Origin of the sequence: Bradyrhizobium nitroreducens, assembly GCF_002776695.1 — a bacterium.
GTDB lineage: Bacteria > Pseudomonadota > Alphaproteobacteria > Rhizobiales > Xanthobacteraceae > Bradyrhizobium > Bradyrhizobium nitroreducens.
In genome coordinates this window covers 2,317,890-2,337,684 of sequence record NZ_LFJC01000003.1, presented here as the reverse complement: position 1 = coordinate 2,337,684, position 19,795 = coordinate 2,317,890, and the positions used below count along the sequence as shown (strand labels likewise).

The following is a 19,795-nucleotide window of genomic DNA, read 5'->3' as shown; positions in this document are numbered from 1 at the left end:
ATATGGCTGACGGGGCTAGGTATTCGCGCGCCCTGATTTTGGGCGCGTCTGTGGTTTCAATCGCGGCAATGACGACGGAGAGCAGTCTTGCGCAGACTGCATCGCCGCAAGCCGAAAATGCGTCCTCGGAACGGCCGAAGCAGGCCAGGCGCAAGCAGGCCAAGCCGATGGCGGCGCAGCAGGCGACGCCTGAAGTCATGAACGCGCGCGCACAGGCCGGTGGCGTTGCGCCCGTGCAGACGCTCGACGCGATTACGGTTGCGGCGACGAAGATCGAGGAGCGTGCAATCGACTCGCTCGCTCCGGTCAGCACGGTGACGCTCGACAAGATCCAGGGGCTCCAGCCGAACCGGCTGTCGGATATCTTCTATGCGGTGCCCGGTGTGTCATTCCAGGAGCGCGGCGACGATCCCGCGACGGTCATCAACATTCGCGGTTTGCAGGAGTTCGGTCGCGTCGCCGTCGTCGTGGATGGGGCCCGGCAGAATTACCAGCGCACCGGCCACAATGCGAGCGGCTCCTTCTTCCTTGATCCTGAATTGATCGGCGGTGTCGACGTCGTGCGCGGCCCGACCGCCAACATCTACGGCTCCGGTGCGATCGGCGGCCTCGTCTCCTTCCGCACCAAGGACATCGAGGACGTGCTGCGCCCCGGCGAGCGCTGGGGCGTCGATCTCTCGGGCTCCTACGGATCCAACAGCAATCGCGGCCTCGGCTCGGTATTCGGAGGCGTGCGCGCCACGCCCGACGTCGATATCTTCGGTGGCGCGGTCTATCGCACGCAGGGTAACTACAAGGACGGCAACGGCACCGAGATCGGCAACACCGGCAACCAGGTCGAGAGCGGCCTGATGAAGCTCACGGTGCGTCCCGCCCTCGGCCACGAGGTCAAGTTCGGCGCCATCTTCCAGGACTATCAATACGATATCGGCCAGTTCAACAGGGGGCCGGTCGCGACGGCGGCGCAGCGCGCGCTCTATCAGGGCTCGTCGGTCTACGCCTCCGACGCCAAGAACTACACCGGTACGATCACCTGGAATTATTCGTTGCCGAGCGACAATCTGTTCGATTGGCACATGTCGGTCTACGGCAACCGTGTCGATAACGACCAGACCAAGACCTATCACTATTCGACGTCGGGCGCGGCCCAGTGCGGCACCGGCAATTTCGGCAACAACATCTCGGGCTGCGTGGGCGACAAGCGCGGCTATGTCCTGAATACCTACGGTATCGACGCCAACAACACCACGCGGTTCAACGTCGGCGACTGGCGCAATGCCCTCACCGTCGGCTTCGATGCGTTCCAGGACGACGTGATCACGACCGACAGCCGCGGCAACTCCAACATCACCACGCCGAGCGGCATCCGCACCGTATCGGGCGGGTTCCTGCAGTTGAAGCAGAACTACAGCACCTGGTTCGAGGCGGTGAGCGCGATCCGCTACGACCGCTACGATCTGGAATCGGGCAAGACAAACGGCAGCGGCGACCGCTTCTCGCCGAAGATCACCCTCGGCGTGATGCCGGTTGCCGGCTTCCAGCCCTATGTCAGCTACGCCGAAGGCTATCGCGCTCCGTCGATCACGGAGACCGTGATCTCCGGCGCGCATGCGACGGGCGGCGGACCGGCCTTCTTCCCGTGTCCCGACGGCACCGTAGGCCTGTTCTGCTTCCTGCCCAATCCGAATCTTCGCCCCGAAGTCGGCAAGAACAAGGAAGTCGGCATCAACCTGAAATACGACAACATCTTCAGTGCCAACGACTCCTTCCGGGGCAAGATCAACCTGTTCCGCAACGACGTTTCCGACTACATCGACCTCGTCGCCTCGACGCCGGTCCCGACCGGGTTCGGCTCGTTCAGCCAGTTCTACCAGTACCAGAACATCGCGCAGGCCCGCATCCAGGGCTTCGAGGCGGAGACGATGTATGACGCCGGCAACTGGTTCATCGGCGTCGCCGGCCACTACATCCAGGGCAAGAACGCCGTCACCAATGTCGGACTTGCGACCATCACCCCGCGCAAGGTGGTCACGACAGGTGGTGTCCGCCTGCTCGATCGCACCCTGATCCTGTCGGCACAGTGGGCCTCGTACGGCGCCAACAACGATGTGCCGGCGGGCTATCTGCCGGCGACCGGGTACGAGCTGGTCAATCTGTACATGACCTACAACGCGACCAAGGACATCGTGTTCTCGGCCTCGATCGACAATCTCCTGAACCAGTACTACCGGCCTTACGCCATTCCCGGCACGTCGACCGACGGCACCACGCAGAACGACGTGCTGTGGTCGAGCCCCGGACCGGGCAGGGTCTACAAGGCCGGCATGAAGATCCACTTTGGAGGTGCGTAACGCGCATCGCAGCACCACAAACCTCCGCCGTGCCGCGCTGATGCTCCAGCGCGGCTTCGGCGCGTTCCGTTTTGATCAGAAGGAGAGACTTTGATGTTCATCGCCATGAATCGTTTCCAGGTGAAGAAGGGCGCGGAGAGCGCGTTCGAGACCGTCTGGGCCACGCGCGAATCCTATCTCGGCAGCATGCCGGGCTTCGTCGAGTTTCATCTGTTGAAGGGCCCGGAGGCCGAGGACCACACGCTCTATTCGTCGCACACCAGTTGGGTCGACAAGGCGGCCTTCGAGGCCTGGACACGCTCGGAGGAATTCCGCCGCGCGCACGCTCGTGCCGACAACAGGACCGGCGAGAGCCTCTATCTCGGCCATCCCAAGTTCGAGGGTTTCGAGGTGATCCAGACCGAGCGCAAGGCGGCGGCCGCTTAAGTCGATGATGCACGAGAGGAGCCGGACATGCTGAGCACCGATCTCTCCGATCTCAAGGCGTACATGGCCGACAATCCGGGCGCGGTGATCGAGGACGTCGCGCGCGAGCGCAACGTCACCCCGCGCGCGGTGATCGAGGCGCTGCCGTCATCCATGGTGCGCATCGGCGGCGGCGAGCACTTTGCCGCCGCCATGCAGGACATTGCGGCGTGGGGCGAGGTCACGCTGATCGTGCACACGGACGATGCGATCTTCGAGTTCACCGGCGCCGTGCCTGCGGGCGAGGTCGGCCGGGGCTATTTCAACCTGATGCAGCCGAAGGGTCTGCACGGCCATCTTCGCCACGAACGCTGCGCAGGCCTCGCCTTCGTCGAGCGCCCCTTCATGGGCAAGAGTTCCGCCTTCGTCGCGTTCGTGAACGCCGACGGCGGCATCATGTTCAAGGTGTTCGTCGGCCGCGACGAGACAAGGGCACTGCGGGCGGATCAGCTGCTGCGGTTCCGGCAGCTCGCGGACCGGGTCGGGGCTGCGGCCTAGTTCGCTTCAACCTGTCGGGAGATCAGGATGCAGGGCAAGTTTGGGCTTCGGCATGTGATCCTAACGATCGCGCTGGTGCTCGCGCCGGTGCCGGCCTTTGCAATCGACGAGGCGCTGTTGCCGCGCAATCTGTCACCTTGGGGCATGTTTCTCGGCGCCGACATCGTCGTGAAGACGGTGATGGTGGGGCTCGCCGTTGCCTCGCTGGTGACGTGGACGGTGTGGCTGGCTAAATCCATCGAGCTGCGTCGCAAGGGCGCGCTCGCCTTGCAGCGGACGCGCTCGCTCGAAGGCAATATCAAGCTGGCCGAGGCATCCGCGCGCGCCGGTGGTGCCCACGATGCCGTCGCCCAGCTCATCCAGTCCTGCGCCAGGGAGGCCGAGCTCTCCGGCGGCGTGCTCGACGAGGGCCTTCAGGAACGTGTCGCGCTGCGGCTGGAGCGGGTCGAAGCGGCGATGTCGAGGCGGATCGCGCGCGGCACCGGCGTGCTCGCGACCATCGGCGCAACCGCGCCCTTCGTCGGCCTGTTCGGCACCGTCTGGGGCATCATGAATTCCTTCATCGGCATTTCCGAGAGCCACACCACCAGCCTTGCGGTGGTCGCGCCCGGCATCGCGGAAGCGCTGCTCGCCACTGCGCTCGGGCTCGTCGCCGCGATCCCGGCGGTCGTGATCTACAATCACCTCGTCCGCGGCATTGCCGATTACCGCGCACTGCTCGGTGACGCCTCGGCACAGCTGATGCTGCTGGTGAGCCGCCAGCGCGACCACCGGGAATTCCGCCTGGCCCGAGCGGCGGAGTAGGCGATGGCCGCAAAGCTCGGTGGATCGAGGCTTGGATCGCGCGGCGTTCCGGACGATCTCGACGTTGTCAGCGAGATCAACGTCACGCCGTTCATCGACGTGATGCTGGTGCTGCTGATCATCTTCATGGTGGCAGCCCCTCTCGCTACCGTCGACATCGGCGTCGAGCTGCCCGCGACCGCGGCGGAGCCGCAGCCGCGTCCGGACAAGCCGGCCTTCGTGACCGTGAAGGCGGATCTCACCATTGCCGTCGGCGAGGACACGATGGCCCGCGATGGCCTCGTCACCGCGCTCGATGCGGCCACCAAGGGCCGCAAGGACGAGCGCATCTACCTGCGCGCCGACAAGGCGGTCTCCTACGGTGACCTGATGGAGGTGATGAACACCTTGCGCAATGCAGGCTATCTCAAGGTCGCCCTGGTCGGCCTCGACGGACGCAGCTGATGGCCGCCAACGCCTTTGCCCTGCACGAGCGGCCCGGCGAGCGCGAGACCGCGCACTGGGCCTTGTCGGCAGTGGTGGTCGTGGCCCTGCATCTTGCCGCTGCGCTGCTCGCGATGAGCTGGCTGAAGCAGGCGCCGGAGCAGGGCGTCAACACGCCGGCGATCCTCATCGACATGACGCCGGAGACGTCCGCGCCGCAGGCGACGCCACTGGATATCGCGCCGGGACCGATCATGGAGCAGGCGGACGCGTCGCCGCCCGAGCCGGTGCAGCAACAGGCCGTCGAAGAGATGATTCCGTCAACGCCGCCGCAAGAGAAGCCGGACGTCGTGGCTCCGCCGGAGCAGAAGCTCGAGCCAAGTCCGCCGAAGCCCGAGTTTGCCAGGGTGGAGCCCGTGGAGAAGCCGGCGCCTGCGAAGCCCAGGGTGGTGCGCCCCGATGCAAGGAAACCGTCGGAGGCGCCGCCGGCTCTCCGCACCAGCGCGCCGCCGCGTGCGGAGCGCCAGGCTCCGCTGGCATCTGCAGTGAGCGCAGGCGCGGTCGCTTCTGCGATGGCGACCTACTACCAGCGCGTCCGCGCGCATCTGATGCGCTTTCACCAGTATCCGGCAGGCGCCAATGGTCAGAAAGGCGTTGTCAGGTTGAGCTTCACGCTCGGCCGCGGTGGTCAGGTCCTGTCCAGCCGCGTCAGCGGATCTTCGGGCTTTGCGGCGCTCGACGCCCAGGCCGCGGCGATGATGCGGCAGGCTCAACCATTTCCGGCAATGCCGCCCGAGATCACATATTCGACGGTTCCCATCAACATCCCGGTGATCTTCGGGCGGTGATCGGGCTCCTCCCCCGCGCGAAGCGGGAGAGGAGAGAGCGACACTCTACTTCGCCTTCAGGAAATCCGCCACTTCGAGCAGCATGAACTCGTCGTCGTCGGCCTTGTTCGGATCGCGGCTGGACGAGAACGGCAGATTGTTGTCGTTGCCGACGATGATGTGGGTGTCGTCGACGCGATCGACGTTCTCGATGGTGAAGAACGGGAAGGTGTAGACGCCGTCATTGAGCGGCTTCCGCGCCTTCTTGTCGGGATCGCTGATCTTCATGAGGTCGATATAGCCGATCTTGCGCACGGGCTTGCCGACATTGGCGTCGGTGAGCTCGATCTTGTAGATGCGCTTGAACTTGGCGAGATCGGGAAAACAGTTCTCGCCGCGGGTGCCTTGCGGGCAGGCCTTGTCGGCGGTGCCTTCGCCGTTGTCGCGCTCGATGATGAGGCCGGAGGCCTGGTCGATCATGTTGAAGTCGCCGATGGCGTTGCCGTTCTGCTCGAACACATACTGCCAATAGCGGCCGGTGAACTTCTCGGCAGCGACGTCGAACTCGAGGATACGGGAGGCTTCCTTGCCGTCGACCTTCTCCCAGTCCTTCTTCTCGGCATCCCACAGCGGCCCTTCGAGCAGGCCGTAGAGGAATTTGCCGTCCTTGGACGATGCAAAGCCCTCATAGCCCTTGGAGCGGCGGAGATTGACGTTGGTGTAGGTCGCACCCGGTGCGCCCGGCGTCGCCACGGCCCAATTGTCGGGCGAGCGCACCGGCTTGCCGTCGGCGACGGTCTCGAACACGCCGAGGATCTTGCCTGATTTGTCGGCCTTCAGGATGTAGGGCCCGAACTCGTCGCCGATCCAGAAGACGTCGCCGATGATCTGGAAACCCTCGGTGTCGAAGTCGGAGCCGGTGAGATAGCGCTTCTGGGTGTCCTCATGAACGATGCGGAAGGGGACCTTCTTGTCGGGATCGTGCAGGAAGATGGTCTCCAGCCGCTCGATCTTGCCGCTGGCCCAATCCATCTTGTAGCGGTTGAGGTACAGCATCGAGTCCGGCGAATTGGCGCGCGCGCCCATGCCGTTGTCGGTGATGACCCAGAAGCTGCCGTCGGGCATGTGCTTGATGCCGGAATGGCCCTGCAGCGGCTGGCCCTTGAACGGCAGCGACACGCCGGTCGCGCGCTCATACGACTTGCCCATGACGGTGCCGAGCGCATCGACGCGCTTGCCGGTGGTGTACTTGCCGGAGGTCTTGAGATCGGCGGGGGCATCGGCGGGGGCGTCGATGAACGTAGCGGCCGGCATCACCACGTGGCCGGCGAGTTTGGCGGGGAATTCACCTTCGCTCTGCGCGAGCGCTGGGCTCGCGGCGAGAATGATCGTTGCGACGGTGGCAAGAAAAGTCGCGCGCATGTGCGTCTCCTGTTGGCGGACGCACGCGTTATGCGGATCGCGTGTTGCAGTTTTGTGAAGCCGGGCCAAACGCCGCAGTGCGGCTATCGCCGTTCACCTCACACGCCTTGGTAGACGATCCTCGTGAAGAAGCCGGGGTCGACCAGGAACTGGCCGAACCTCGCGTCGAATGCGGCCGTGGGCTTGGCCGCAACGGCTTCGTCGCGCGTCCTTCCCTGCTTCTTGAGGTTGCCGACATTGTCCCTGATCGCGACCAGCATGTCGCGAAATTCCTGGAGTTCGGCTTTGTTGCTGACGGGCTTGCCGTGACCGGGGATGACGATGGTGTCGTTGTTCGCCATGGCCAGGTTGGCGTCGGAAGCCGCGATCATGCCGTCGATGCTGCCGCCGGTCGAATAGTCGATGAAGGGATAGATGCCGTTCCAGTAGGTGTCGCCGGCATGAAGAATGTTGGCTTCGGCGAACATGACCGAAATGTCCCCGTCGGTATGCGCCGGCCCGTAATATTTCGTCGCGATCGACGCGCCGTTGAGCTTGAGATGGTGATCCCTGGCAAAAACCTGGGCCGGGACGGCGCTGGCGGGCAAGGCGAGGAAATTGTAGTCCCAGTCCTCGACCCGCTGAACGACGGACAGGTGCTTGCGGGTATTCTCGTGAGCGAGGATCTTCGCGCCGGCCGCGTGCAGCCACTCATTGCCGTCGGCATGGTCGAAGTGCCAGTGCGTGTTGATCAGGTGCGTGATCGGCTCGCCGCCGAGTGCGGCCAGCGCCTTGCTGAGCTGCGGGCGTGAGACGCCGATGCCTGCGTCGACCAGGAGCTTTCCGTCCGGTCCCGTGAGGACGGCGATATTGCCGCCGGACCCCTCCAACACGCTGATATTGTTGCGCAGCTTGTAGGTCGCGATGGGCGAAATCGCCGCGCTGTCCTTGATCACGCTGACGAGGCCGCGCGCTTCGGCGAAAGCCTGCCTCGGGGTCAGCCAACCCGTGGTGGCGGCAAAGGCTCCGCCGACGCAGCACAGGCAAAAGCCTCGTCGGGACAATGAGGGGAGTTCTGGCGATGCCATGCAGTTCTCGCTTCCCGGAGCGAGTATCGCCAGCATCATGCTCGCCTCGTCTCCGATGCGGTTGGTAGCATCAGGGGCGAAGCGCGATCTACCACGATAGCACGATCGAATGCGGTCGCGCGTCGTGCCCGGTTACTCCTTCACCGCGCCGGTCAGCGAGGACACGTAATAGTCCACGAACAGCGAGTAGAAGACCGCAACCGGCAGCGAGCCGAGCAGCGATCCCGCCATCAGCGCACCCCATTGGTAGACGTCGCCGGTGACGAGCTCGGTCAGGATCGCGACCGGGACCGTCTTGTTGGCGCCGCTCTGGATGAAGGCGAGCGCGTAGATGAACTCGTTCCAGGACAGCGTGAAGGAGAAGATGCCGGCCGAGATCAGCCCGGGCACCGCGAGCGGCAGCGTGATCCGCCGGAGGATCTGCAGCCGCGTGGCGCCGTCGACCAGCGCGCATTCCTCGAGCTCGTAGGGGATCGACTTGAAATAGCCGATCAGGAGCCAGGTGCAGAACGGCACCAGGAAGGTCGGATAGACCAGGATCAGGGCGAGCGGCGAGTCGAACAGGCCGAACTGCACCACGACGGTCGCGAGCGGGATGAACAGGATCGAGGGCGGCACGAGATAGGCGAGATAGATGCCGAGGCCGACATAGGGGCTGCCGCGGAAGCGCAGGCGCTCGATGGCATAGGCGGCGAGCGTGCTCGCGATCAGGGACAGCGTGGTCGAGCCTATCGCCACCGTCATCGTGGTCCACAGCCAGCGCGGATAGGCGGTGTCGAACAACAGATGCTTGACGTGCGCCAGCGTCGGCGAGGAGATCCAGAACGGATTGTGCTGCTTGTAATTCATCAGCTCTGCGTTCGGCTTGAACGAGGTGATCGCCATCCAGTAGAACGGAAACAGCAGGATGAGCACGAAGCAGCCGAGCGGCAGATAGATCATCATCAGCCGTCGCAGCCCGGAATCCCAGGCCATGGTGTCGGGCGCCGCTTTGGCGTCGGCGACAGTGGAGCCTTGCGCGACGGCGTCAGTCATTGCTCTCTCCCTGCTGCCATTTGCGGCGCGCCAGGCCGAAATATGAGAACAGCGTCGCGAACACCAGGAACGGGATCATCGACACTGCGATCGCCGCACCTTCGCCGAGCTCGCCGCCGGCGATGCCGCGCTGGAACGCCAGCGTGGCCAGCAGATGGGTCGAGTTGCCGGGCCCGCCGCGGGTGATGGCATAGACCAGCTGAAAGTCGGTGAAGGTGAAGATGATCGAGAAGGTCATGACGATGGCGAGGATCGGCATCATCATCGGGAAGGTGATGTAGCGAAAGCGCTGCCAGGCGCTGGCCCCATCCAGCATCGCCGCCTCGTAGAGCGAGGGCGAGATGGTCTGCAGCCCCGCCAGCAGCGAGATCGCGACGAAGGGAATGCCGCGCCAGATGTTGGCGGCAATCAGCGAGAACCGCGCCGGCCAGGGCGAGCCGAGGAAGTCGATATTGCCGGACCGCCAGTGCAGCACGTCGACCAGGAGATACGAGATGATCGAGAATTGCGGATCGTAGATCCACCAGAACGCCAGCGCCGAAAGCACGGTCGGCACGATCCAAGGCAACAGGATGATCGCACGCAACAGGCTCTTGAACGGAAAATGGTTGTTGAGCAGCAGCGCGAGCCAGAAGCCGAGCGCGAACTTTCCGAACGTTGCGATTCCCGTATAGACCACGCTGTAGAACACCGCGTTCCACCACAGGGGATCGGTGAGCAGATACTGGAAGTTCTCGAAGCCGACATAGATGCCGCGGCGGCCGATCGTGGTGTCGGTGAAGGCGAGCCAGATGCCGAGGCCGAGCGGATAGGTCAGGAACACCAGGAGCAGCCCGATCGCGGGCGCAAGGCACATCGCGATCAGGAACGGCTTGTAGTCGAACAGGCGCACGATCCAGTTCGGCTGCCGCTGGGCCAAGGCGGGAGAGGAGAGGGTGGTCACGGACATAAGTCTGTTGTCCTGCTGTTGAACGTTACCACGCCGTCATTGCGAGGAGCCCGCGACAAAGTTGCGAAGCAATTTTGCGCTGGTGCGACGAAGCAATCCAGATTGCATCCGCGAAGGGATTCCGGATTGCTTCGCCTCGCTCGCAATGACGCTCGCTATCGCTGCCGCCGGAAGTAGCGCTTGCAGCGCTGCTCGGCTTCGGCGGCCGCGGCCTCGGGGGTGGCCGCGCCGGTCGCGACGGCAGAGCACATCTGGATCAGCACGTAGTCTGCACTGACGGCCCCCGTCGCCGTGGAGATCGGCCCCTTGTAGCCGTCATAATACGTGCTCTTCATCGTGTCCTTGAAGATCGAGACCTTGGGGTCGCCTTTCCAAACGGCCGCGTCGGCGTAGGCGGCGAGCGGCTGCGACCAATAGCCGGAATTGGCATTGAGCCAGGGCTCGTACTGGTCGTTCTCCAGCATGAATTGCAGGAAGGCCTTCGCCGCGTTGGGGTACTGGCTGTGCTTGAACAGCATGGCGTTCAAGGTCAAGCCGGCCATCGGCGAGACCTTGGCGAGGCCCTTCGGCAGCAGCTGGTGCTCGCTGTCGTCGGCGATCGCCTTGGTCGCCGGATCGTTCTTCAGCGAGAAGTACAGCGAGACGCCGTTGGCGGTCAGCGAGATCTCCTGCGAAGAATACGCCCGGTTGTTGCTGACGTCGTTCCACGACGTCGTGCCGGCGATGAAGGTCGGGTAGATTTGCTTGACCCAGTTCAGCGCGGCGATGGTCTCCTTGCTGTTGATGACGACGTTGCCTTCCTCGTCGAGCAGGGAGGCGTTGTGGGACCACAGCGCCCAGTTCGCAAAGCCGTTGCCGTCACCCTTGGCGTTGCCGAGCGCGAAGCCGGCCGGCTTCCCGGCCTTTTGCAGCTTCTGGCAGAGATCGAGAATGCCGGCGTGATCTTCCGGCACCTTGTCGAAGCCGACGGATTGCAGGATCGACTTACGGTAGATCAGCGGACCCGCGGTGGCGCCGAATGGCAATCCGATCCAGGCCTCGCTCTTGTTCTTCTTGCCGTAGCGCTGCGCCAGCGGCAGCCAGCCGCCATAGCGCTTGCCGATGTAATCGGCGACGTCGGTCAGCTCGATCAACTTGTCGATGTAGATGTGCGGTGCATCGGAGAAGCCGATGATGATGTCGGGGCCCGCGCCCGAATTGGCGGTCACCGCGGTCTGCTGGTTGATGTCCTCCCAGCCGACGAAGTCGACCTTGACCTCGACCCCCGTCTCCTTGGTGAACTTTGCGGCGTTGGCGCGGAACACGTCTTCGTCGGCCTGGACGAAGCGAACCGGGCGCAGCATGCGCAGGGATGCGCCCTTCTCGATCTCGCGCTTGGGCGCCGCCACGTCGGCGGCCTTGATCGTCGATGATGTTGTTTGCGCCGCAGCACCAGTGGCAGCGAGGGTTGCAGCGGACAGGCCCAGCGCCAAGGCATCACGACGTGTGATGTCGTTCCTCATCAGTTCCTCCCTATGTGCTCCCTTCCCGGCGTTGATCGCCGGTGAAGGGTCGTCTCGGTCGTTGGCGCCTTGCGCCGGCCGCCTAGCTGTTCGGCCCGCGATCCATGCTGACGGGTTGCCAGCGGCGGAGCGCGGTCGTTTGCAGCACCGACGGATTGACGCAGCTTACCGGCCACATGCCCTGCAGCACCAGTGACAATTCGTAGCCCACCCGGCGCTTGCGCGCTTCGTCGAACCGTGCCGAGGCCGATGCGACGTGGGCGGTCAGGGTCACGTTCTCCATGCCGAGCAGGGGATTGTTGTGGGAGGGCGGCTCCTTCTCCAGCACGTCGAGGGCGGCGTGCGCGATCCAGCCCTCCTGCAGCGCCTTGATCAGGCTCTCCTCGTCCACCGTGGCGCCGCGGCCGGTGTTGATGAAGATCGAGCCCTTCTTCATCTGCCGGAAGTGCTTCTCGGTCAGCATGTGATGCACCTCGGGCCGCGCGGGGGCGTGCATCGAGACGAAGTCGGATTGCGACAGCACCTCGTTCAGCGTCGCCGGGATCACGCCGTGGTCCCACATCAGCGTTTCCTGGATGAAGGGATCGTAGGCCATCATGCGCAGGCCGAACGGCGCCGCGCGCTTCGCAACTGCACGCGCGACGCGGCCGAACGAGACGAAGCCGAGCGTCTGGCCCATCAGCCTGGGGATCTTGAGCAGCGCGGGCCGCCCCTCGGCCCAGCGGCCGTCGCGCACCATGCGGTCCTGCTCGACCAGACGGCGGAAGCCCGCGAGCAGCAGCATCATGGCGTGGTCGGCGACCTCTTCGATGAAGGTGTCGGGGATGTTGGTCACCGGAATTCCGCGCGCGGTGGCGGCCTTGACGTCGACGCTGTCGACACCGACCGAGCCGAGCGTGATGACCTTGCAGCTCTCGAGCGCGTCGATGATGGTCTTGGTGATCGGGATGCCCTTGGCGTAGATGGCGTCGGCGTTCTTCGCGGCGGCGATGAACTCGGCCTCGTTGGCGGGGGCTTCGATGATCTCGGCATCGATCGGATCGAGCGCCTCGCGCTCGTAGGAATAATCGCTTCCTGCGACCGTGAAGCTCGCGCCCTTCGGCGTCACCACCCTGTATTTCGGCATTTCCTGCTCCCGATTTGGTTTGTCGGTTCTTGTTGCGGGCCCGGTCTTCGCGGCGGGCCTCTGCGTCCTTTTACGCGAAATCGAGGTGATGGCGTACAATTCCCGGTTGTCCGCTTCGAGATAAATCGCCGGTTTTGGCGGCTGCGTCCGGGCTTCTACGGAGGCACGTAAGGAACTTGCTAAGGGGTCGCCTACTAAAAGTTGATTCAAATCAAGCAAGTCTGCGGTGCGTCCGCACCACCCGAGGAGCCCATTGTGAAGTTGAGCAATCTGAAGATCGCCCCCAAGCTGGGCATCCTTGTCGGCGTCACCCTGTTCGGCCTCTGCATCTCAGGAGTCCTCGCCGGCTACCTGATGAAGCAGGAGATGGTGAATGCGCGCATCGACCAGGCCAAGGCGATCGTGGAGTTGGCGCGCAACTACGCGGCTGCGCTGAAGAAGCGCGTCGATGCCGGCGAGATGACGAAGGACGCGGCCATGGCCGAGCTTCGCCGCTACGGCAATTCGATGACCTACGACAACGGTTCGGGCTACCTGTTCGGCACATCCTATGACGGCATCACGCAGCTTGCGCCCGATCCGAAGACGATCGGTGCCAACCGCATGGATGTCGTGACCAACGGCCGCAAGCTGTCGGTCGAGCTGATGGATGGCGTCAAGGCCAATGGTTCGATCCTGCTGTACTATGAATATGTGAAGCCCGGCCAGGAGAAGCCGATCCGCAAGATCGGCTACGCGGTGGCGGTGCCCGGCTTCGACATGTATCTCGGTACGGGCGCCTATCTCGACGACATCGACGCCAAGATGGGCCCGGTCTACTGGATGCTTGGCCTCGCCATGCTCGGCATTCTCATCGTCGCCGGCGGCGTCGCCTGGATGATCGGCCGCGGCATCAGCCGCCCGCTGGCGCTGCTCGGCGGTCGCATGAAGGACCTTGCCGACGGCAAGCTCGATGGCGACATTCCCGGCGTCGGCCGGGGCGACGAGGTCGGCGCGATGGCCGCCACGGTGCAGATCTTCAAGGACAATGCGGTTCGCATCCGCGAGCTCGAGCAGACAGAAGCGGCTGCGCAGCAACGCGCAGCGGCGGAACGTCGCCACGCCATGGAAGAGCTCGCCAACGACTTCGAGCGCAGCGTCAACGGCATCGTCCGCTCGGTCTCTTCGGCCGCGGCCGGTATGCAGACCACGGCGCAGTCGATGACCGCGACCGCGAGCGATGCCTCCTCGCGTGCCGCAACGGTCGGCGCGGCCTCGCAAAAGGCCTCCGGCAATGTCGGCACGGTTGCGGCGGCCGCCGAAGAGCTGTCGAGCTCGGTTGCGGAAATCTCCCGCCAGGTCACGCGGTCGACCGAAGTGGCGAGCCGCGCGGTCAACGACGCCGAGCGCACCAATTCCACGGTTCAGGAACTCTCCACCGGCGCCGAGAAGATCGGCGAGGTCGTCAAGCTGATCCACTCGATCGCGGCGCAGACCAACCTGCTTGCGCTCAACGCCACCATCGAAGCGGCCCGCGCCGGCGAGTCCGGCCGCGGCTTTGCCGTCGTCGCCTCCGAGGTCAAGGCGCTGGCCAACCAGACCGCCAAGGCGACCGAGGAAATCTCCGCACAGGTCGCGGCGATGCAGACCTCGACCAGCGATGCCGTTGCGGCCATCGCCGGTATCACCCAGACGATCGCTGAGATGAGCGAGATCACCGCCGGAATCTCCTCGTCGATCGAGCAGCAGGGCGAAGCGACCCGCGAGATCGCTCGTAACATTCAGTCGGTCGCGGCCGGATCGAACGAGATCAACGCCAATATCGGCAGCGTCACCTCGGCCGCGGAAGCGACCGGCACGGCGGCAACCGACGTGCTCACCAACGCCCGCGAGCTGGACAGCCAGTCCGGCGCGCTGCGCGGCGCCGTCGACAACTTCCTCGCCAAGGTGCGCGCGGCGTAGCTACAAGCGGGAAACGCGTGGGGTGGGCAAAGGCGCGCAAGCGCCGTGCCCACCTTCTCTTTTTGAATTCGTCGAAATGTCGGTGGGCACGCTACGCTTTGCCCGCCCTCCGAGACCGTCTACTGCTTCTCGATCTTCGCGTTGGTGATCAGCTTCTCCCACAGCACCAGCTGCTCGTTCACGAAGGTGCCGAGCTGCTCCGGCGTGCCCGAAAATGCGTCCATGCCGAGGGTGGCGAGCTGGGCCTTGATCTCGGGCTTCTCGACGATCTTCCTGATCTCGGCATTGAGCCGCGTCACGATCTCCTTGGGCAGGCCGGCCGGGCCGAAATAGCCCTGCCATGACGAGATGTCGAAGTCAGGCACGCCGGCTTCCTGCATCGAGGGCAGATGCGGCACCAGCGGCGAGCGCTCCTTGGTGGTGACGGCGAGCGCGCGCAGCGCGTTGCCGTTGACGTGGGGAAGGCCGGTCAGGATGTCGACGAACATCATCGACACGCGCCCGCCCATGACGTCGTTGAGCGCCGGCGGCGAGCTCTTGTAGGGCACGTGCAGCAGGTCGAGGCCGGCATTGTGCGCAAAGGTCGCACCCGACACGATCGCCGAGGACGAGCCCGAGGCGTAGCTCAGCTTGCCGGGATTGGCTTTGCCATAGGCGACGAGCTCGGCCACGGTCTTGGCCGGCACTTCCGGATTGACGACCAGCATGAAGGGCAGGTCGCCGGTGCGCGCGATCGGCGTGAAGTCCTTGACCGGATCGTAAGTGAGGCTCTTGAGCAGATAGGGATTGGCCGAATGCGTCGTGTTGGTGGTCACCAGCAGCGTGTAGCCGTCGGGGGCGGCCTTGGCGACATAGCTTGCGGCGAGCATGCCGTTGGCGCCGGCCTTGTTCTCGATGACGATGCCGACGCCGAGCGCCTGCGACAGATGCTGCGAGATCAGCCGGGTGGTGGTGTCGGTGCCGCTGCCGGCCGCGAACGGCAGCACCAGCGTGATGTTGCGGCTCGGCCAGGTATCGGCTTGCGCAGTGGATGCGGCGGCGAGGCACAATGCGGCCGCACCGGCGGTCCGCAGGTTTCGAATCAGCCCTGAAATCATCTTGAGACATTCCCTCTTTTTCGTTGGCGGGGAACCTAGCGTCTCTTCATTGAAATCGGAAGACGGGAGTTTATCGACCGCTCTCGTGCCCCGGACGCAGCGCATCGCTTGCGCGCTGCGTCTTGTCCGGGACACAGCACGCAGCGTCCGTCCTGCGGAATTACTTCACCGCCGAACCCTGGCGCGAGGCGGTCACGACGCCGGCGAGCACCAGCGCATAGCCGATCAGGTGAAACGGCTGCAGCTTCTCGCCGAGCAGCAGGATCGCCATCGCCGAGCCGAACACGGGCACCAGATGGAAGAAGGGCGCGGCCCGGTTCGGCCCGATCAGCGCCACGCCGCGGTTGAAGAACAGATAGGCCAGCGTCGAGGGAAAGATCAGGATGTAGCCCAGCGTCGCCAGCGTCATCGCATCGAATTGCAGGACGCGGCCGCTTGCTGCCTCCCAGATCGCCGCGGGGATCAGCATCGTCGCGCCGCAGCAGGTGGTGAAGGACAGGAAGGACAGCTGATGGATCTTGGGTCGGCGCGGGATGAAGGCGGAGTAGATCCCGAAAGCCACCAGCGAGGAGGCGAACATGATGTCGCCCCTGTTGAAGCTGATGCTCGCAAGCGCCGCGAGATCGCCGCGCAGGATGATGATCAGCACGCCGAGAAGCGAGATCGCGATGCCGGCGAACTGCGCACCCGTCAGCCGCACGCCGAACAGCACCAGCGACCACAGCGCCACGAACAGCGGACCTGCCGACTGGATCAGCAGCGCGTTCAGCGCCTCCGTGTACTGCATCGCCCAATACGAGATCGCGTTGTTGAAGGCGAAGCCCACCAGCGACAGGAACAGCATCAAGGGCAGGCTGCTCCGCAAGGCGGGCCAGTCGCGCTTCAGATGCGGCCAGGCGAACGGCAGCAGGATCAGGAATACGCCGAACCAGCGGATCGTGGTCACCGTCAGCGGCGGCACATGGGCGCCGACATGGCGCGCGAGCACGATGTTGCCGGCCCAGAACAGCGAGCTCAGGCTGAGCAGCAGATAAGGCTGGTTGTTGAGCCAACTGGCCGGATTGGAGGCCGGTGGCACGGGCGAAGCAATCGTCATTGGCGTCGGATGGGAGCTTGCGCCGGATCGGCGTCGTGGCACAAGTCACGCGGTCGCAATGCTACAATGCAGGCAAGCCCCGAGGAGGTGCCTTTGGCGGTCAATATGTTGAACATCGCGGGCCTGGAGCGGCTCGATCCGCAGTCGCCGGTGGTGATGCTGAACCTGATGCGTTTCCACGCGCGCTCGCGCGACGGCGACGGATCCGGCTGGGATGCCTATTTGCGCTACAGCGCCATCACCGTGCCGATGATCAAGGCACGCGGCGGCACCTTGCTCTGGACCGGCGATGCCAAGGCCATCGCGCTCGGACCGCACGCCGGCAATGACTGGGACTTTGTCGCGCTGGTCCATTATCCGACGGTTGCGGCGTTCTTGGACATGATGACTTCGGAAGCCTACGAGACGCAGGCCGACCCGCACCGCCTCAACGGCTGCGCCGAGCATGTGATCATCGCGACCAGCGAGGCCTACAGCAAGTTCAGGGCGACGTAGAAAACCAATCGCGCGGCCCGCTTCTTCCCTCCGCGGAGACAACCCCTCATCCGGCGCTTCGCGCCACCTTCTCTCACAAGAGAGAAGGAAGGTTTACGTCGCCTGCTTCCGCGACGCCGCGAACACGCCCGACAGCACCAGCGCAAAGCCGATGAAGTGGAACGCCTGCGGGTGCTCGCCCAGGAATGCCATTGCCATGATCGAGCCGAACACCGGCACGACGTGGAAGAACGGCGCGGCGCGGTTGGCACCGATCAGGCGCACGCCGCGATTGAAGCAGAGATAGGCGAGCGTCGAGGGGAACACCGCGACGTAGAACAGGGTGAGCAGGTTCGGCGCATCCAGCTTCATCACCGGACGCGCGTAGAGCTCCCAGATCTCCAGCGGAACGAGGCATGCGGCGCCGGCCCCGAAGGTGAAGGCAAGGAACGACAGGCCGTGCATCGCCGGCCGCTTCAGGCTCAGCACCGAATAGAGCGCGAAGATCAGGAGCGCGAGCAGGAAGATGAGATCGCCCTTGTTGAACTCGATGTTCGACAGGGTGGTGAAGTCGCCATGCAGGAGGATGGTCAGCACGCCGCACATCGACAGCAGCACGCCGAAGGCCTGCGCTGCGGTGAGGCGGATGCCGAGAATGACCAGCGACCACAGCGCCACCAGCAGCGGCGCGGCCGACTGCAGCAGCAGCGTGTTGAGGGCCTGTGTATGCTCCAGCGCCCAATATTGCAGCGTGTTGAAGGCGCCGATGCCGGTGACCGAGAGCGTGACCATCAGGCCGAGCTGGCCGCGGATCGCGGGCCAGTCCCGGGCAAGATGTTTCCAGGCGAACGGCAGCACCAGCAGGAAGGCGAACAGCCAGCGCAGGAACGACAGCGTGACCGGCGGGATATGGCCGGCGGCCAGCCGCCCGACGATGGCGTTGCCGGCCCAGCACAGCGCGGTGATGCTGAGCAGCAGATAGGGCTGGTTGGCGATCCAGTGATGGCCCGATGATTCGGAGCCCGTGCTCTGGCCGGTGGCGGACATTGTGATTGTTTTGGCCCCGCGTCATGCGCGCCAGGCCCCGGCCCGCCGAGGTCGGGCCGGTTGATCGCCCGGCGCTGTCCAAAGACACGGAAATCGGGGCTGCATCAACGGGGGGCGGACGCATCGCGACCATGCAGCGGCCGAAATCGATCTCACGCTTTGGTCGAAGCTTGTCGAGCCGCTCTGGAAGGTTTCTGGATTTTCCGGGGATATCAAAGGCTTAAAGTGTGTCTTGAGTCTCGAAAAAGCCCCGTTCTTGCTTGCCTAGAGCGGCTGCTTCCTTTATCCGGTTGGCTGCCTTGCGCGCGAACGGCTCCCGGCCGTCAGCTGGGCTGGCGCATCTAAAATCTTCGAAGGATTACCCGCGAATGGCCAATGTTGTCGTCGTCGGCGCCCAGTGGGGCGACGAAGGGAAGGGCAAGATCGTCGACTGGTTGTCGGAGCAGGCGGACATCGTCGTCCGCTTCCAGGGCGGCCATAACGCCGGCCATACCCTGGTGATCAACGGCAAGACCTACAAGCTCGCGCTGTTGCCCTCGGGCGTGCTGCGCGACCAGAAGCTGTCGGTGATCGGCAACGGCGTGGTGTTCGATCCGCAGGCCTTCCTCGACGAGGTCACCAAGCTGAAGTCGCAGGGCGTCGCCATCAGCCCGGAGAACCTGCGTGTCGCCGAGAACGTCACGCTGATCCTGCCGCTGCACCGCGAGCTCGACGCGCACCGCGAATCCGCCAGCGCCGCGACCGCGATCGGCACCACCCGCCGCGGCATCGGCCCGGCCTACGAGGACAAGGTCGGCCGCCGTGCCATCCGCCTGATGGACCTCGCCGACCTCGACACCCTCCCGCACAAGATCGACCGCCTGCTTGCCCACCACAACGCGTTGCGCCGCGGCCTCGGCCTGCCGGAGTTCGACGGCAAGCAGATCCTGAAGGAACTGAGCGCACTGGCACCTCAGCTGCTGCCCTACGCCGAGACGGTGTGGCGGCTGCTCGACATCAAGCGCCGCGAAGGCAAGCGCATGCTGTTCGAGGGCGCGCAGGGCGCGCTGCTCGACGTCGACCACGGCACCTATCCCTACGTCACCTCGTCCAACACGGTGGCGGCGCAGGCCGCGACCGGCTCGGGCCTCGGCCCCGGCGCGGTCGGCTATGTGCTCGGCCTGTGCAAGGCCTACACCACCCGCGTCGGCCAGGGCCCGTTCCCGACCGAGCAGGACAACGACGTCGGTCGCAAGATCGGCGAGCGCGGCCGCGAGTTCGGCACCAATACCGGCCGTCCGCGCCGCTGCGGCTGGTTCGACGCCGTGCTGGTCCGCCAGGCGGTCCGCACCTGCGGCATCAACGGCCTGGCGCTGACCAAGCTCGACATCCTCGACGGTTTCGACACGATCGAGGTCTGCACCGGCTACAGGCTCGACGGCAAGGAGATCGATTATTTCCCGGCCGGCGAGGGCGCCCAGGCCCGGGTCGAGCCGATCTACGAGACCATCGAGGGCTGGAAGGAGCCGACCGCCGGGGCGCGGTCTTGGGCCCAGCTGCCCGCCCAGGCCATCAAATATGTCCGGCGGATCGAGGAATTGGTGGGGTGCCCGGTCGCACTGCTTTCCACCAGCCCCGAACGCGAAGATACTATCCTCGTGCAAAACCCGTTTGAGGCTTAACGATCTCTTA

General features: G+C 64.7%; 18 protein-coding genes. 9 read left to right on the top strand and 9 right to left on the bottom strand.

Annotated features, from left to right (window positions below; genetic code table 11):
* Positions 1-2 precede the first annotated feature (2 nt).
* From TSA1_RS11525 to TSA1_RS11500, 6 genes are all read left to right on the top strand, one after another.
* Positions 3-2,351 (top strand): TonB-dependent hemoglobin/transferrin/lactoferrin family receptor, encoded by a 2,349-nt coding sequence (locus TSA1_RS11525; RefSeq protein WP_174718859.1) that lies wholly within the window; start codon positions 3-5, stop codon positions 2,349-2,351.
* A gap of 93 nt (positions 2,352-2,444) precedes the next feature.
* Positions 2,445-2,777, top strand: coding sequence for a heme-degrading protein HmuQ (gene hmuQ, locus TSA1_RS11520; protein WP_100176456.1), 333 nt, complete (start codon positions 2,445-2,447; stop codon positions 2,775-2,777).
* 27 nt (positions 2,778-2,804) lie between these two features.
* A complete protein-coding gene (gene hutX / locus TSA1_RS11515) occupies positions 2,805-3,314 on the top strand; it encodes a heme utilization cystosolic carrier protein HutX (RefSeq protein WP_100176455.1) in 510 nt (169 codons plus the stop codon).
* Positions 3,315-3,341: 27 nt separating this feature from the next.
* On the top strand, positions 3,342-4,118 hold the full coding sequence (exbB, locus tag TSA1_RS11510) for a tonB-system energizer ExbB (RefSeq protein ID WP_100176454.1): 777 nt from the start codon (positions 3,342-3,344) through the stop codon (positions 4,116-4,118).
* A 3-nt stretch (positions 4,119-4,121) separates the two neighbouring features.
* A complete protein-coding gene (exbD, locus tag TSA1_RS11505; RefSeq protein ID WP_100176453.1) occupies positions 4,122-4,562 on the top strand; it encodes a TonB system transport protein ExbD in 441 nt (146 codons plus the stop codon).
* On the top strand, positions 4,562-5,389 hold the full coding sequence (locus TSA1_RS11500; protein ID WP_100176452.1) for a TonB family protein: 828 nt from the start codon (positions 4,562-4,564) through the stop codon (positions 5,387-5,389). The genes exbD and TSA1_RS11500 overlap by 1 nt, the downstream gene beginning before the upstream one ends.
* Positions 5,390-5,434: 45 nt before the next feature.
* Here the strand turns inward: TSA1_RS11500 and TSA1_RS11495 are convergent, their stop codons facing one another.
* The 6 genes from TSA1_RS11495 to TSA1_RS11470 all read right to left on the bottom strand — a co-directional run bounded on the left by TSA1_RS11495 (position 5,435) and on the right by TSA1_RS11470 (position 12,469).
* The gene (locus tag TSA1_RS11495) at positions 5,435-6,790 is read right to left on the bottom strand and encodes an esterase-like activity of phytase family protein (RefSeq protein WP_100176451.1); all 1,356 of its coding nucleotides are present in this window, start codon (positions 6,788-6,790) and stop codon (positions 5,435-5,437) included.
* 98 nt (positions 6,791-6,888) lie between these two features.
* Positions 6,889-7,857 (bottom strand): MBL fold metallo-hydrolase, encoded by a 969-nt coding sequence (locus tag TSA1_RS11490; RefSeq protein ID WP_100181086.1) that lies wholly within the window; start codon positions 7,855-7,857, stop codon positions 6,889-6,891.
* Between the two features lie 132 nt (positions 7,858-7,989).
* Positions 7,990-8,832, bottom strand: coding sequence for a carbohydrate ABC transporter permease (locus tag TSA1_RS11485; RefSeq protein WP_245448541.1), 843 nt, complete (start codon positions 8,830-8,832; stop codon positions 7,990-7,992).
* Between the two features lie 52 nt (positions 8,833-8,884).
* Positions 8,885-9,841 carry a carbohydrate ABC transporter permease gene (locus TSA1_RS11480; RefSeq protein WP_100176449.1) on the bottom strand — a complete coding sequence of 319 codons (957 nt, stop codon included), beginning with the start codon at positions 9,839-9,841 and terminating at the stop codon, positions 8,885-8,887.
* 155 nt (positions 9,842-9,996) lie between these two features.
* On the bottom strand, positions 9,997-11,343 hold the full coding sequence (locus TSA1_RS11475; protein WP_100176448.1) for an ABC transporter substrate-binding protein: 1,347 nt from the start codon (positions 11,341-11,343) through the stop codon (positions 9,997-9,999).
* Between the two features lie 82 nt (positions 11,344-11,425).
* Complete coding sequence (locus TSA1_RS11470) at positions 11,426-12,469, bottom strand: C-terminal binding protein (protein ID WP_100176447.1); 1,044 nt, start codon at positions 12,467-12,469, stop codon at positions 11,426-11,428.
* A gap of 255 nt (positions 12,470-12,724) precedes the next feature.
* Between TSA1_RS11470 and TSA1_RS11465 the strand changes: the two genes are divergently transcribed.
* On the top strand, positions 12,725-14,410 hold the full coding sequence (locus TSA1_RS11465; RefSeq protein WP_100176446.1) for a methyl-accepting chemotaxis protein: 1,686 nt from the start codon (positions 12,725-12,727) through the stop codon (positions 14,408-14,410).
* Between the two features lie 119 nt (positions 14,411-14,529).
* Here TSA1_RS11465 and TSA1_RS11460 read toward each other — a convergent pair whose 3' ends face one another.
* Positions 14,530-15,507: a Bug family tripartite tricarboxylate transporter substrate binding protein gene (locus tag TSA1_RS11460; protein WP_100176445.1), complete on the bottom strand. Its 978-nt coding sequence runs from the start codon at positions 15,505-15,507 to the stop codon at positions 14,530-14,532.
* 160 nt (positions 15,508-15,667) lie between these two features.
* Positions 15,668-16,603, bottom strand: a complete 936-nt coding sequence (locus tag TSA1_RS11455) for a DMT family transporter (protein WP_174718858.1) — start codon at positions 16,601-16,603, stop codon at positions 15,668-15,670.
* A 93-nt stretch (positions 16,604-16,696) separates the two neighbouring features.
* On the opposite strand from TSA1_RS11455, the gene TSA1_RS11450 reads away from it, so the two are divergent.
* The gene (locus tag TSA1_RS11450; RefSeq protein ID WP_245448217.1) at positions 16,697-17,098 is read left to right on the top strand and encodes a DUF1330 domain-containing protein; all 402 of its coding nucleotides are present in this window, start codon (positions 16,697-16,699) and stop codon (positions 17,096-17,098) included.
* Positions 17,099-17,191: 93 nt separating this feature from the next.
* On the opposite strand, the gene TSA1_RS11445 is transcribed toward TSA1_RS11450, so the two are convergent.
* Positions 17,192-18,124, bottom strand: coding sequence for a DMT family transporter (locus tag TSA1_RS11445; protein WP_100176443.1), 933 nt, complete (start codon positions 18,122-18,124; stop codon positions 17,192-17,194).
* Positions 18,125-18,492: 368 nt separating this feature from the next.
* On the opposite strand from TSA1_RS11445, the gene TSA1_RS11440 reads away from it, so the two are divergent.
* Positions 18,493-19,785 (top strand): adenylosuccinate synthase, encoded by a 1,293-nt coding sequence (locus tag TSA1_RS11440; RefSeq protein ID WP_100176442.1) that lies wholly within the window; start codon positions 18,493-18,495, stop codon positions 19,783-19,785.
* Positions 19,786-19,795: the final 10 nt, after the last annotated feature.

Coding starts and splice junctions, on each gene's coding strand:
- hutX (WP_100176455.1), top strand. CDS start 2,805: ATGCTGAGCACCGATCTCTCCGATCTCAAGGCGTACATGGCCGACAAT.
- TSA1_RS11475 (WP_100176448.1), bottom strand. CDS start 11,343: ATGAGGAACGACATCACACGTCGTGATGCCTTGGCGCTGGGCCTGTCC.
- TSA1_RS11490 (WP_100181086.1), bottom strand. CDS start 7,857: ATGGCATCGCCAGAACTCCCCTCATTGTCCCGACGAGGCTTTTGCCTG.
- hmuQ (WP_100176456.1), top strand. CDS start 2,445: ATGTTCATCGCCATGAATCGTTTCCAGGTGAAGAAGGGCGCGGAGAGC.
- TSA1_RS11445 (WP_100176443.1), bottom strand. CDS start 18,124: ATGTCCGCCACCGGCCAGAGCACGGGCTCCGAATCATCGGGCCATCAC.
- TSA1_RS11485 (WP_245448541.1), bottom strand. CDS start 8,832: ATGGCCTGGGATTCCGGGCTGCGACGGCTGATGATGATCTATCTGCCG.
- TSA1_RS11455 (WP_174718858.1), bottom strand. CDS start 16,603: ATGACGATTGCTTCGCCCGTGCCACCGGCCTCCAATCCGGCCAGTTGG.
- TSA1_RS11470 (WP_100176447.1), bottom strand. CDS start 12,469: ATGCCGAAATACAGGGTGGTGACGCCGAAGGGCGCGAGCTTCACGGTC.
- TSA1_RS11500 (WP_100176452.1), top strand. CDS start 4,562: ATGGCCGCCAACGCCTTTGCCCTGCACGAGCGGCCCGGCGAGCGCGAG.
- exbB (WP_100176454.1), top strand. CDS start 3,342: ATGCAGGGCAAGTTTGGGCTTCGGCATGTGATCCTAACGATCGCGCTG.
- TSA1_RS11460 (WP_100176445.1), bottom strand. CDS start 15,507: ATGATTTCAGGGCTGATTCGAAACCTGCGGACCGCCGGTGCGGCCGCA.
- TSA1_RS11480 (WP_100176449.1), bottom strand. CDS start 9,841: ATGTCCGTGACCACCCTCTCCTCTCCCGCCTTGGCCCAGCGGCAGCCG.
- exbD (WP_100176453.1), top strand. CDS start 4,122: ATGGCCGCAAAGCTCGGTGGATCGAGGCTTGGATCGCGCGGCGTTCCG.
- TSA1_RS11495 (WP_100176451.1), bottom strand. CDS start 6,790: ATGCGCGCGACTTTTCTTGCCACCGTCGCAACGATCATTCTCGCCGCG.
- TSA1_RS11525 (WP_174718859.1), top strand. CDS start 3: ATGGCTGACGGGGCTAGGTATTCGCGCGCCCTGATTTTGGGCGCGTCT.
- TSA1_RS11440 (WP_100176442.1), top strand. CDS start 18,493: ATGGCCAATGTTGTCGTCGTCGGCGCCCAGTGGGGCGACGAAGGGAAG.